Annotated in this window: 9 protein-coding genes; 6 read left to right on the plus strand and 3 right to left on the minus strand. The window is 61.9% G+C overall.

The window, feature by feature from the left end; genetic code table 11:
- Window positions 1-2: 2 nt before the first annotated feature.
- Entirely contained in the window at window positions 3-2,993 is a 2,991-nt protein-coding gene (locus D5125_09005) for a type I restriction endonuclease subunit R (GenBank protein ID QFY89611.1), read from the plus strand.
- A 791-nt stretch (window positions 2,994-3,784) separates the two neighbouring features.
- Here the strand turns inward: D5125_09005 and D5125_09010 are convergent.
- Both D5125_09010 and D5125_09015 read right to left on the minus strand, forming a co-directional pair.
- On the minus strand, window positions 3,785-4,990 hold the full coding sequence (locus tag D5125_09010) for a response regulator (GenBank protein ID QFY89612.1): 1,206 nt from the start codon (window positions 4,988-4,990) through the stop codon (window positions 3,785-3,787).
- 197 nt (window positions 4,991-5,187) lie between these two features.
- Window positions 5,188-7,176 (minus strand): SLC13 family permease, encoded by a 1,989-nt coding sequence (locus D5125_09015; protein QFY89613.1) that lies wholly within the window; start codon window positions 7,174-7,176, stop codon window positions 5,188-5,190.
- A 125-nt stretch (window positions 7,177-7,301) separates the two neighbouring features.
- On the opposite strand from D5125_09015, the gene D5125_09020 reads away from it, so the two are divergent.
- The gene (locus D5125_09020) at window positions 7,302-8,195 is read left to right on the plus strand and encodes a LysR family transcriptional regulator (protein QFY89614.1); all 894 of its coding nucleotides are present in this window, start codon (window positions 7,302-7,304) and stop codon (window positions 8,193-8,195) included.
- A gap of 10 nt (window positions 8,196-8,205) precedes the next feature.
- On the opposite strand, the gene D5125_09025 is transcribed toward D5125_09020, so the two are convergent.
- The gene (locus D5125_09025; protein QFY89615.1) at window positions 8,206-8,580 is read right to left on the minus strand and encodes a CbiX/SirB N-terminal domain-containing protein; all 375 of its coding nucleotides are present in this window, start codon (window positions 8,578-8,580) and stop codon (window positions 8,206-8,208) included.
- 236 nt (window positions 8,581-8,816) lie between these two features.
- On the opposite strand from D5125_09025, the gene D5125_09030 reads away from it, so the two are divergent.
- From D5125_09030 to mamM, 4 genes are all read left to right on the plus strand, one after another.
- Entirely contained in the window at window positions 8,817-9,035 is a 219-nt protein-coding gene (locus tag D5125_09030; GenBank protein ID QFY89616.1) for a hypothetical protein, read from the plus strand.
- A gap of 30 nt (window positions 9,036-9,065) precedes the next feature.
- Window positions 9,066-11,300 (plus strand): trypsin-like peptidase domain-containing protein, encoded by a 2,235-nt coding sequence (locus D5125_09035; GenBank protein ID QFY89617.1) that lies wholly within the window; start codon window positions 9,066-9,068, stop codon window positions 11,298-11,300.
- 12 nt (window positions 11,301-11,312) lie between these two features.
- Window positions 11,313-11,558, plus strand: coding sequence for a LapA family protein (locus D5125_09040; protein QFY89618.1), 246 nt, complete (start codon window positions 11,313-11,315; stop codon window positions 11,556-11,558).
- A 76-nt stretch (window positions 11,559-11,634) separates the two neighbouring features.
- Complete coding sequence (gene mamM / locus D5125_09045; protein QFY89619.2) at window positions 11,635-12,552, plus strand: magnetosome biogenesis CDF transporter MamM; 918 nt, start codon at window positions 11,635-11,637, stop codon at window positions 12,550-12,552.
- Window positions 12,553-12,593: the final 41 nt, after the last annotated feature.

Consider the following 12,593-nt stretch of genomic DNA (forward strand, 5'->3'; position numbering starts at 1 on the left):
GCATGAAACCAACTGACACCAGTGAAAAGGGGCTGGAATCCATCATCGTTGCCTCTCTGGTGAACGATGCGGATTACCAGCAGGGAGACCCGAAGGACTATGACCGTGAACATGCGGTTGACTGGGTCAAACTGCTCGAATTTCTGGCCGTGACACAACCCGATACGCTGGATGATCTGGGTATAGAGCAGGAAGGACCTAAACGAACCCAATTCCTGCACCGCCTGCAGGGCGAGATCGCCAAGCGCGGCGTGGTCGATGTGGTGCGTGGCGGCATAAAGCACGGCCCGTCCCATGTGGACCTTTTCTACGGTACGCCGACCCCGGGCAACGTGAAGGCGGCCGAACGGTTCGCGGCCAACATTTTCAGCGTCACGCGTCAATTGAGATACAGCCGCAATGAGACCGCGCTCTCCCTCGACATGGCAGTGTTCATCAACGGCCTGCCCATCGCCACCTTCGAGCTCAAGAACAAACTCACCAAGCAGACGGTGCTCGATGCCGTGCAGCAGTACCAGCGCGACCGCGACCCGAAGGAGCTGCTGTTCCAGTTCGGCCGTTGCGTCGTCCATTTTGCCGTGGACGATCACGAGGTGCGTTTCTGTACCCACCTCAAGGGCAAAGGCTCGTGGTTTCTGCCCTTCGACAAAGGCTACAACGACGGTGCTGGCAATCCGCCCAACCCGGCCGGGCTCGCCACCGACTACCTGTGGAAGGAGACCCTCTCCAAGGCGGGGTTGACCGACATCCTGGAAAATTACGCCCAGGTGGTGGAGGAAAAGGACGAGAAGTCCGGCAAAAAAAGGTACAAGCAGATATTCCCTCGCTACCACCAGTTGAAGGTGGTGCGCATGCTGCTGGCCAATGCCGCCGAGAGTGGCATCGGCAGGCGCTACCTGATCCAGCACTCGGCGGGCAGCGGCAAGAGCAACTCCATCGCCTGGCTGGCGCACCAGCTCGTGGGGCTGGAGCATGAAAGCAGGGCGCTGTTCGATTCGGTCATCGTGGTCACCGACCGACGGGTGCTCGACAAGCAGATCCGCGACACCATCAAGCAGTTCGCCCAGGTCTCCGCCACCGTCGGCCATGCCGAGCACTCCGGCGACCTGCGCAAATTCCTCAAGGCCGGGAAGAAAATCATCATCACCACGGTGCAGAAGTTCCCGTTCATCCTCGATGAGATCGGCGACGAACACCGCCAGAGCAAGTTCGCCATTATTATCGACGAGGCACATTCCAGCCAGGGCGGCAAGACCACCGCCGCCATGAACATGGCCGTTGCGGAAAAGCCGGGTGAATACAAGGCGGAATGGGATGAACTGGATGCCGAGGACAAGATCAACAAGATCATGGAAGGCCGGAAGATGGTGACCAACGCCAGCTACTTCGCCTTCACCGCGACCCCAAAAAATAAGACCCTGGAGATCTTCGGCGAGCCGGACCCGCAGCCGGACGGCACCGTGAAGCACCACCCGTTCCACAGCTACACCATGAAACAGGCCATCCAGGAGGGCTTCATCCTCGATGTGCTGAAGAACTACACCCCGGTGGAGAGCTATTACCGCCTGGCCAAGACCGTGGAGGACGATCCGCTCTTCGACGCCAACAAGGCCCAGAAAAAGCTGCGCCGCTATGTGGAGTCCCATGATCACGCCATCCGCGAGAAGGCGGAGATCATGGTGGACCACTTCCACGCCCAGGTCATCGGTCATCGCAAGATCGGTGGTCATGCCCGGGCCATGGTCATCACCAACGGCATCGTGCGGGCCATCCAGTATTTCCACGCCTTCAGGGACTACCTCAAGGAGCGCAAAAGCCCTTACGCATCCATCGTGGCCTTTTCCGGGGAGCACGAGTATGGCGGCAAGAAGGTCACCGAAGCGACTCTGAACGGCTTCCCCAGCAGCCAGATCCCGGACAAGGTGCAACAGGACCCGTACCGCTTCCTGATCGTCGCCGACAAGTATCAGACCGGCTACGACGAACCGCTGCTGCACACCATGTACGTGGACAAGGCGCTCTCCGGCATCAAGGCGGTACAGACGCTTTCACGCCTTAATCGCGCCCACCCGAAAAAGCACGATACCTTTGTCTTGGATTTCTATAACGACTCGGAAATCATCCAGAAGTCGTTCGAGCCCTATTACCGGACCACCATCCTCAGTGACGAGACCGACCCCAACAAGCTCCATGATCTGAAGTCGGATCTGGACGGCTACCAGGTCTATTCGCAGGTACAAATCGACGACCTGGTGGGGCTCTATCTGTACGGCGCGGACCGCGACAAGCTCGACCCGATCCTGGACGCCTGCGTGGCCACCTACAACGCCGATCTCGATGAAGACGGACAGGTGGATTTCAAGGGCAAGGCCAAGGCCTTCGTGCGCACCTACGGCTTCCTGGCCTCGATTCTCCCGTACCCGAATGCAGACTGGGAAAAGCTGTCGATCTTCCTGAACTTCCTGATCCCGAAGCTCCCCGCGCCCAAGGAGGAGGATCTTTCCCGGGGCATCCTGGAAGCCATCGACATGGACAGCTACCGTGTCGAGGTGAAGACCAGTCTGAAGATCGGTCTTGCGGATCAGGATGCCGAAATCGGACCGGCGCCGACCAGCGGCGGTGGCCGCAAACCGGAACCGGAGCTGGACCAACTGAGCAACATCATCAAGGCGTTCAACGACCAGTTCGGCAACATCGACTGGAAGGACGGCGATAAGATCCGCAAGGTCATTGCCGAGGAGATCCCGGCCAAGGTCGCGGCGGACGCGGCCTACCAGAACGCCATGAAGAATAACGACAAGAAAACCGCCCGGATCGAACACGACGCTGCGCTGCAACGCGTCATGATCGACCTCTTGTCCGACCACACCGAGCTGTTCAAGCAGTTCAGCGACAACCCGTCATTCAAGAAATGGCTGGGCGACACCATCTTCGGCGTGACCTATCAGCAACAGGCCGAACAATCCGCAACGGGGGCGAGTCATGGACGTTAAACCTAAAAAGAGCATTTGGCCACAGAGCCACAGAGCACACAGAGAGAAAATCAATGAGTTAGAAAGCGAACATTCAACACCCTCTAGGAGCCTGTCGGGTTTAGGTGCCCGTAGCGAGCAAGGTGGGAGAGCGAGAACAAATTTTCACGATTTTGAGGCGCTGAGTTGACCTACGCAACGAAAAATCGGGGCCAATGTTTAAAACAATTCTGGGCCGTTCTTCCCACCGGCGCAGTAGGAGCATCCTAAATCCGACAGGCTCCTAGGTGAGTCTGGTCTGAGGTGTAAATCTTTGAAACAACTCTGTGATCTCGGCTCTGGCTCCAGGCTTCGCTCTACCTCCTCCGTCCCTGGAGTCGTCGGCTCTGGCTCCAGGCTTCGCTCTACCTCCTCCGTCCCTGGAGTCGTCGGCTCTGGCTCCAGGCTTCGCTCTACCTCCTCCGTCCCTGGAGTCGTCGGCTCTGGCTCCAGGCTTCGCTCTACCTCCTCCGTCCCTGGAGTCGTCGGCTCTGGCTCCAGGCTTCGCTCTACCTCCTCCATCCCTGGAGTCGTCTGTGTCTCTGTGGCTTAAATGAGGAATATAGGTTAAAACCGCTGCCATTCAGGTTTTGCAGCAGGCGGGTACGTCGCTGCATGCCAAGGACATTGCCGAGAGGCGCATGGCGGATGGTTTCTGGCAGCCCAATAGTAATACACTAGGTGCTGGGAGCCTGTCTTAATTCAGATATCAGGACGAAGGGGAGCAAATCGGCCTTCGTGAAGTTAGTTTTTTAGGGTAATTGGCATTGCCTTCAGAACAGTTCTATGCCATCGCTATCATTGGCGTCCCAGCTGTCGTCTTCGTCCTCTTCGGTATCCGGCCTGGCCTGCTCCACCTGTTCCAGGGCCTGGCGGATGCGCTTGACTATGCTGGAGAAGTTCTCCTCCAGGGCTAGACCCTGTTGGAAGATGGCACCGGTCTGGCGTTGCGCGGCCTCGACGATGTGGCGCTGGGAGGCCTCCTGCTGGTCGGTCAGGCCCAGGCTGAGGAAGGACTCCTCCAGATCCTCAAGCAGGTCATCGAAGATGTCCTCGCTCAGGGTCTTCTGCTCCTGATAGGCCTGGTCGATCTGGCCCACCGCCTCTTGCAGCTGGCCGAGCAGTTCCAGCAGGTCCTGCTGCTGGCGGCGCAGCAGCAGTTCAGAGCGCAGGCTGCGGATCTTGGCGTCCGCGCCCTGGGCGATCTGGGCGATGTAGTCGCGGATGCGGCCACTGAGGGCCTCGTCGTGCAGCGGCATATTGCGCACTATGAGGCTGAAGTGGGGGTAGTTCACCGCCGCCCGCTGGGCCCGTTCGATCAGGCGGCCACGGTTGCGCACAAACTCGAACACGCTGCGCTCCAGGGGGATATCCACCCCGGTGGTGCTGAAGTGCATCTGCTCATCGTCCACCCGCATTTCCATGGCGATCTCCAACCCCAGTTGCTCGTGGGCCTGGATGATGCGCCGTGCCAGGCTGGCATAGCTGTGGCAGGCAAAGCTGCCCTGGAAGAAGCTCACCACTGTGCCCATTTCGCCCATCATTGTGACCATCTGGGATACCGTGGTCTCGGCGCTGTGGGCGCTGTGGCGCACCTCTTCCACCTGCCGCCTGCGGTTCAGTGCCGCGTTTACCTTGGCCAGCACCTCGGCGGCGGCAAGGGGCTTGGTCAGATAGTCATCGGCACCGGCGCTGTAGCCCTCCATGCGGTCATCCAGGGTACTGCGGGCGGAGGCAAAGATCACCGGCACATCGCTCAATTCCGGCATCAGGCGCAGTTGGCGGCAGGTCTCCAGGCCGTCCATCTCCGGCATCATCACATCCAGCAGGATCAGGGCCGGGGCCTCACGCTGGGCCGCCTCCAGGCATTGGCGGCCATTCTCCAGGGGCAGGCAGCGAAAGCCTTCCAGCATGTCCATCAGCGTCAAGCGATTGATCTCATCGTCATCCACGCAATGGATCAGCGGTGAATCCGTCATTTTCGTCCCCCTGTTTTGGCCACCGGTCCATGCCCGAGTGTGGTGCAGACTCTACGGCAGAACGCGACCGATGGAAAGCGGGGACAGATGACAGAAGACAGGGGACAGGGGACAGAACATTGAGGGCGCTTCGCGCCAGTTTGATCGATCCGTCGCGCAGCGACACCAAGGTCTGTCTTCTGTCTTCCGTCCTCTGTTTAGAAGATCAGGTTCATCATCGGGATCATCACCAGCAGGAAGAGCAGCGTCATGATGCCACCGGCGCGCATGAAGTCCGCTACCCGGTAGCCGGCCGGGCCCATGATCAGGGCGTTGACCTGGTGGGTGGGGATGAGGAAGGAGTTGGAGGTAGCAATGGCTACGGTGAGGGCGAATACCGCCGGGTCCGCGCCCACCTGAATGGCGATGTTCACCGCCAGGGGCACCAGCAGCACGGTGGCACCGACATTGGACATGACCAGGGTGAAGAAAGTGGCCAGCACGGCGATGGCGGTCTGGATCATCCAGGGGGCGGCGTTGCCGACCACGCCGACCACCTCCTCGGCAATCCATTTGGCCGTGCCGCTGGTCTCCACCGCCAGCCCCAGGGGGATCAGCGAGGCGAGCAGGAATACCGTCTTCCAGCTTACCGCCTCATAGGCCTCTTCGATCTTCAGCACGCCGGACAGGATCATGCCCACGGCACCGGTGAGCAGGGCCACCGACAGACGGATATCGGTGAACAGCACCATGAACAGGGCCACGCCGAAGAAGGCCAGGGCCGGGGTGATCTTGTGCGGGCGCAGTTTTTCCTCGCGCGGGTACTCGGTGGTCACGACCAGGAAGTCGCGGTCCTTTTCGATACGCTCCAGGGCGTTCCAGGCGGTGTGTACCACCAGGGTGTCACCGGCCAGCAGGGGCATGTTGCGTATGTCATCACCCTCGCGCATGGTCTCGCCATTGCGGTGCAGGCCGATCATGGCCAGGCCGTAGGTCTTGCGCATCCAGACATCGCGCGCGCTCTTGCCGATCAGCTTGGAGCCGGGGCGGATCAGCACCTCGGCGATACCCGCCTTGCTCGCTGCCAGAGAGTCGGCAAAGGCGCGCAGCTCGGCCCGCTTCTTCAGCTGATATTTGTCGATGAAGTGGCCCAGGTCGCGGGGATCGGCCACCACGCCGAGCACCATGCTGGGCTGGATCTCGGTATCCCGCGCCAGGGTGCCTGGGCCGACCCGGCTCTCCTCGCCGGCCAGCTTGCTGGCGATGATGCGCACCCGGTAGCTGGTCTCCACATCGTCCAGCTTCTTGCCCACCAGCTCGCTGTCGTGGGGCACGGCTAGCTCGTTGAGGCTGTAGTCCACGCCATAGACATCGTGGAAATAGGCCATGGGATCGGTGCCCACGGTGCTGCTCTCGCTCTTCGTCTTGGGCAGTACGAACTTGCCGGCCAGGACGAAATAGATGATGCCGGTGGCAACCAGGACGACACCGATGGGGGTCACCGAGAACAGGCCCCAGGTCTCCATCTGCTGCTCGGCGGGCAGGGCCTCGTTGGAGGTCAGGATCAGGTCATTGAGCAGGATCAGCGGGCTGGAGCCGACCATGGACACGGTGCCGCCGAGGATGGCGCAGAAGCCCATGGGCATGAGCAGGCGTGACATGGGCAGGCCGGAGCGGGCGGAGATGCGCGACACCACCGGCAGGAACAGGGCGGCGGCACCGACGTTCTGCATAAAGGAAGAAATAAAGCCCACGGTGGCGGAGATGATGGGGATGATGCGCGCCTCGGTGGTGCCGCCGATTTGGAGGATGAAGCCGGCCACCTTGGTCATCAGCCCGGTCCGGTCCAGCCCGGCGCCTATGATCATCACGGCGATGATGGAGATCACCGCGTTGGAGGAAAAGCCGTTGAACAACTGCATGTTATCCACCAGGCCCTGCTCCAGCCCCATCAGCGGAGCCAGCAGGCTGGTCAGGCCGAGCAGTACCATGACGCTCACTGCGGCCACGTCCACGCCGACGATCTCAAACGCGAACAGGTAGATGGTCAATAGCAATATGGCGGTAACCCAGGCGATCTCGATACTGGGCACCACACTGGCCAGATAAAGCCCCACGGCGGCAAAGATGACGGCGGCGATGGCGGCTTTGGGGCTGATCACCGAGGACCATTTTAGCGGGGACTTTTCTGAGCTGGATTCGACCATCTTGTTCTCCGTATGAGGGCGCGGTGGGTGTCGGGGCGGTAACCGGGCTGCCGCCGCAAGGGCTGGCGATTATACCGGCCGGGGTAGGGCTATTCAAATCCCAGGCCTGGGGCTAGTATGAGTCCATGGATTACAAAGACCTCCCCGATCTTCGCTCCCTGGCTACCCTCAAGGCGGTGGTGGAGCTGGGTGGCGTGGAGCAGGCGGCGCAGGCGCTGAACCTGGGCCAACCGGCGGTGACCAAGCGCCTGCGCGCCCTGGAACGCTGCTATGGCCTTGAGCTGATGCAGCGCAAGGGGCGTCGCCTGGAACTGACCCTGGCCGGCCAGCGGGTGTATGACTTTGCCCGCCTGGCGCTGCACCACCAACTGTTTCTGCTGGAGGACCTGGATGCCCTGCGCAGCGGGGCCAAGGCCCTGCGCCTGGAGGTCACACACGCCATCGGCGAGCACCTGCTGCCCAACCTGCTGCTGCAATTCGATGACCAGTACCCGGAGTTCCAGATCCAAAGCCGCATGGGCTACACCCGCGCCATCCAGACCCGGCTGGCCACAGGCCTGGCCGATATGGCCCTGCTGGAGCAGGCCCCGGATCACCCGGATATCCTGGTGCAGCAGTGGCTGGACGACGAGCTGTTGCTGGTGTGCGGCCATGGCCACCCGCTTTGGGGCAGTGATCTGTTACCCCTGGGGGAACTGCCCCGGCTGCGCTATGTGCTGCGCGAGGCCAGGTCCTCCATGCGCATCATCCTGGACAAGGCCCTGACCGATATAGGTATTGAGCGCCTGCCTGTCGCTATGGAGGTGGGCTCTACCGATACCATAGTGGAGATGCTGGAGCGTGGCAGCCACGTCAGCTTTCTGCCTCGCTTCGCCGTAGCCGAGGCCCTGGCCGAGGGCGGCCTGTTTCATATCAAGATCCAGGGCCTGCGTATCAAGCGCACCCTGTGGATCGCCCGCACCCGCTCCAACCTCAACAATCAGGTGGCGGAGGCCTTCATTGGCCTGCTTCGTGGCTGAGGGAGAGGGCTCAGGCCGTTTGACACTGCTCGGCGCAGTCGAGCAGCACCTCCAGGAGCCTGGGCGACTGGCCGATGTGGCCGCTCAGGCGTATCTCCAGATCGGGCAGCTCGGCCTGGGCCTCGGCCAGGGCGGCAGGGATGTCCTCGATCACATGCCGTCCGGCGGCCAGCAGATAGGGCACCACGCTGACCTGGGTGGCACCCTCGGCGGCGGCCTGACGTATGGCCTGGGCGATGCTCGGCTCGGCCAGCTCCAGAAAACCGGCGCGACAGATGGGATAGCGCGCCCCGGCCAGCCGGGCCAGGCGCTCGGCCACGCCATGGACCTCCTGATTGGATGCCTGGCGGCGGCTGCCATGGGCGGCGATGATGAGTGCATGCATGGGGTGATTCTCCGGGTTGCTGGGACGGTCAGGGGCCCATGCTATGACACAGAACAGCAGGACGCTATCCTAAAGAAGACAGAGGGCCGGGTTTTTTTGACCCGCCAAGCCGGGCTGCTGTATTATGCTTCGCCCGTCTTCTCCGTGGGCGTTCCCCTGTGTTCGCCTGTTCAGCGCCCTGCGATTGGGTGCTCGGCGCAGGCTGAGACAAAGCATCTGGCAATTTGGGAAGTAGTATGGCTCAAATCATTCTTGGCCTTCTTGCGGTCACCCTGGGTCTGTGGGGTCTCTCCGCCTGGTGGTTCTCGGTGGAGGAACTGCTGCGCGGTCTGCTGCCTATCCTTCTGATTCTGTTCGGCGCGGCCGCCCTGATGGCGGGCGTGAGTCGGCCCTCGCCCGCCGAGCGCGAGCGCAGCGATCAGGAACTGGTCGATCAGATGCGCGAGCGCGACTGAGCCCCTTCCCCCTTCAACTGGCTGGTATCTATGGATTTCAACTTCGGCAAATTCGGCACCGCCGATCACTGCGGAAAAGACACGCGCAAGTACCTGTACTTTATGGCAGGCTTGGCGGTATTTGTTTTGCTTTCCACCTATATCTATGAATATCACTACCTGCCCAGTAAGCAGAAACAGCAGCAGGTGGCGGCCGTCAACCAGCCGCAGGGCCAGCCGGTACAGTTCGCCGGCCCGATGGCAGGGATGGGCATGAATGCCCTCGCCCCCGGCGCGCCGCCGGCAGTGAATGTGGCGGCACCCCCCGTGCCGCCGGTGATTTCACGCAATGCCACGCCGCCGGGCAATCACCAGCAGGATGGCCGGGCGCAGATGAACTGCACTACCTGCCACCAGATCCAGGGTGCCAACGGCGCTGCGGTGGCCTTTGCCAATGGCCAGGCCAATAACTCCATGACCCTGTTCAACCCTGGCGCGGGCATGACCGTGGCCGCGCCGGGCATGCCGCCAACCATCCCGCATACCGCCACGCCACCGGCCAACCATCAACAGGACGGCCGCGCCAAAATGGTGTGCAGCAGCTGTCACCAGGTGACCGGGGCCAATGGTCAGGTGGCCGCCTTCCAGAACAACCCGGGCATGATGTTGCCGGTGGATAACCCGCCCCCGCAGAATCACTTCCATGACGTGGTCCTGGGTCTGAAGGGTGCCATCGTCAGCATCAGCGCCAGTCAGGGGGCAAGCCCGGTTGCGGCGGCCCAGGGCAATGCTCAGGCCCAGGGGCCCAGCTTCGCCAACCCCTTCACCGGGGTCAGCACCGAGAGCATAGGCTCCGGCGTGGTGGTGAGCCGTAACGGCTACATAGTCACCAACAATCATGTGGTGCGTAACAGCACCGGCCTGATGGTGACCGTGTTTACACCGACCGGAAGTAAGCGCTATCGGGGCGAGATCGTCAAGCTGGACGAGACCCAGGACCTGGCCTTGCTCAAGATCAGCCCCGACGAACTGCTCAAGCCCGCCCCCCTGGGCGACAGCAGCAAGGTGCAGGTGGCCGATTCGGTGATCACCATCGGCAGCCCCTTCGGCCTGGACCTGACCGTGAGCCGGGGCATAATCGCCGGCCTGCGCCGTGCCATAGTGATCGATAACGTCACCCACGATCAGCTGATCCAGACCGATGCCGCCATCAACCAGGGCAACTCGGGCGGGGCCATGGTCAACCGCGATGGCGAGGTGATCGGCATCAATACCGCCATCTATACCCCCACCGGGGCCTTCTCCGGTATTGGCTTCGCCATACCCATCAACAAGGTCAAGGTCTTCATGCAGGACAGCGTCAAGGTGGATGGCATGGCACCGGGTCAGGGCAATGCCATGCAGATGCTCGACCCCCTGCCGGTCAACCAGCGCAGCCCGATGCCGGGCATGGGCCAGCCCGGGATGGTTCAGCCGGGAATGGGTCAACCGGGAATGGGCGGCCAAGCGGGTAACTGCATGGCGGGTCAGGTGGTGGCCATGGGTCAGGGCGGCTGCGCGGCTGGGGTGCAGGCGCAGACCATTGCCGCCCAGCAAGGCCCGCCGATCCAGCCCAATGCGCCCATCCCAGGCAATCACAAGCGTGATGGCCGGGGCAAGGTGGCCTGCGAGAGCTGTCATGCCATCACCGGCGGCGGCAAATGGCAGGGCCAGCTGTTGCCGGCCGCGATGACCACCGTCGCCGCCCAGCAAGGCCCGCCGATCCAGCCCAATGCGCCCATCCCCGGCAACCACAAGCGTGATGGCCGGGGCAAGGTGGCCTGCGAGAGCTGTCATGCCATCAACGGCGGCGGCAAATGGCAGGGCCAGCTGTTGCCGGCGGCCTTTGGCTCCGGTATGCCGCAGAATGTAGCGGGCGGCGGCAATGCCCTGCTGCCCTTCTCCCTCGGCGTTGCCCAGCAGGGGGCTGCCGTCAATCCAGCCCCATTGCAGCTGGAAGGGGCCGTGCTGGAGCCCCTTACCGACCTGCTGCTGAGCCGCATCAACGCCCAGGTGAGCGATGGGGCCTTTGTCTCCTCGGTCTATCCCAGCACCCCAGCGGAGCGGGCCGGTCTGCAGGCCGGGGACATCATCTTCAAGCTGGAAGGGCGCTGGGTGATGACCCCAGAAGACCTGCTCAGTCAGGTAGGCAACTACCGCGCGGGCGAGAACCTGCGCCTTGGCGTCTATTCCGGCGGGCAGAGACGCAATCTTTATCTGGTCCTGGGCGGCCAGGGCCAGCAGTGAGGATGCATACCGGTGTTTAGGGCCGTCATATCACTGCTGATCATAGTCACCCTGCTGATCTTCGCCTCGCAGAACATGGAGGATGCGGAGATCCATGTGGTGGCCGGTCGGCCCCAGCATGTGCCCCTGATCCTGATTATCGCGGTTTCCTTTGTGAGCGGATACGCCATGGCGATCCTCTCTTTTATCTTCAGCAACAGTCGCAAACGCAAGAAACGCGACAACCTGCCAACCAAGCTGCCGCCGGGTCGGCGCTAGTGGTTGCGGCAGTCAACACCAACCTAGGGGTGGGCGTTCTCTCATGAGATATTCGAAGTGTGTCAGATGTGCCAGCATGGTCGGCTGGATTGGCTTGTTTACCAATCTGGTGCTGCTGATCCTCAAGGGCTTTGTCGGTATCATCTCCGGCTCCCAGGCCCTGGTGGCGGACGCCATGTACTCGGCCAAGGACGTGGTCAGCTCGATCCTGGTGATCATCGGCCTCAAGGTGTCGAACCAGCCCCTGGATCGAGAGCACCCCTACGGCCACGGCAAGATCGAGTTCATCCTGTCCATGGTGATCAGCGTGGTGTTCCTGGTGGTCACCGCTTTCCTCTTCGTGCATGCCGTTCAGATCCTGATGAACGGCGACGAGCACCGCGCACCGCACATGATCGCCCTGTGGACGGCGCTGATCTCGGTGTCGGTCAACGTGGTCATGTACTACTACACCCGCTGCGTCTCCATCGAGGTCAACAGCCCCATGGTGCGCACCCTGTCGCACCACCACTATGCCGATGCCACCTCCTCGGTGGCGGTGGCCATAGGTATCATCGGTGCCCATTACCTGGGCATGCCCTGGATCGATACCATGGTGGCCCTGTTCGAGATCGTCCATTTGATGTATCTCGGCGGTGATGTGTTCAAGGAGGCCTACAAGGGCCTGATGGACCGCAGCGCCCCCGAGCCGGTTCGGGAGAAGATCGATGCGGTGGTACGCAAGGTGGATGGCGTGCATGACGTGGATGAATTGCGTACCCGTCTGGTAGGCCAGGAGATCTGGGTGGACCTGATCATTCAGGTGGATCCCGGCCTGAGCGTGGAGCAGGCCACCGAGATCAGCGAGGCGGTGATCGAGCGCCTGAGCGCGCGCATACCCCATATCGGCAGTGTGCAGGTCAAGTTCACCTCCCATGAGATCCAGCACATCGATCACGGCCAGGGGACGAACCCGGAACCGGGACAGGATGCGCTGCCCGAGAACGCACAATAAAGACCCCTTGCATCCCTGGCGAAATCCAGCCGAGAGCCCAT

Source organism: gamma proteobacterium SS-5 (genome assembly GCA_009497875.2).
GTDB classification, from domain to species: Bacteria; Pseudomonadota; Gammaproteobacteria; order Chromatiales; family Chromatiaceae; genus Magnetovirga; species Magnetovirga frankeli.

Coding starts and splice junctions, on each gene's coding strand:
- D5125_09005 (QFY89611.1), top strand. CDS start 3: ATGAAACCAACTGACACCAGTGAAAAGGGGCTGGAATCCATCATCGTT.
- D5125_09010 (QFY89612.1), bottom strand. CDS start 4,990: ATGACGGATTCACCGCTGATCCATTGCGTGGATGACGATGAGATCAAT.
- D5125_09015 (QFY89613.1), bottom strand. CDS start 7,176: ATGGTCGAATCCAGCTCAGAAAAGTCCCCGCTAAAATGGTCCTCGGTG.
- D5125_09020 (QFY89614.1), top strand. CDS start 7,302: ATGGATTACAAAGACCTCCCCGATCTTCGCTCCCTGGCTACCCTCAAG.
- D5125_09025 (QFY89615.1), bottom strand. CDS start 8,580: ATGCATGCACTCATCATCGCCGCCCATGGCAGCCGCCGCCAGGCATCC.
- D5125_09030 (QFY89616.1), top strand. CDS start 8,817: ATGGCTCAAATCATTCTTGGCCTTCTTGCGGTCACCCTGGGTCTGTGG.
- D5125_09035 (QFY89617.1), top strand. CDS start 9,066: ATGGATTTCAACTTCGGCAAATTCGGCACCGCCGATCACTGCGGAAAA.
- mamM (QFY89619.2), top strand. CDS start 11,635: ATGGTCGGCTGGATTGGCTTGTTTACCAATCTGGTGCTGCTGATCCTC.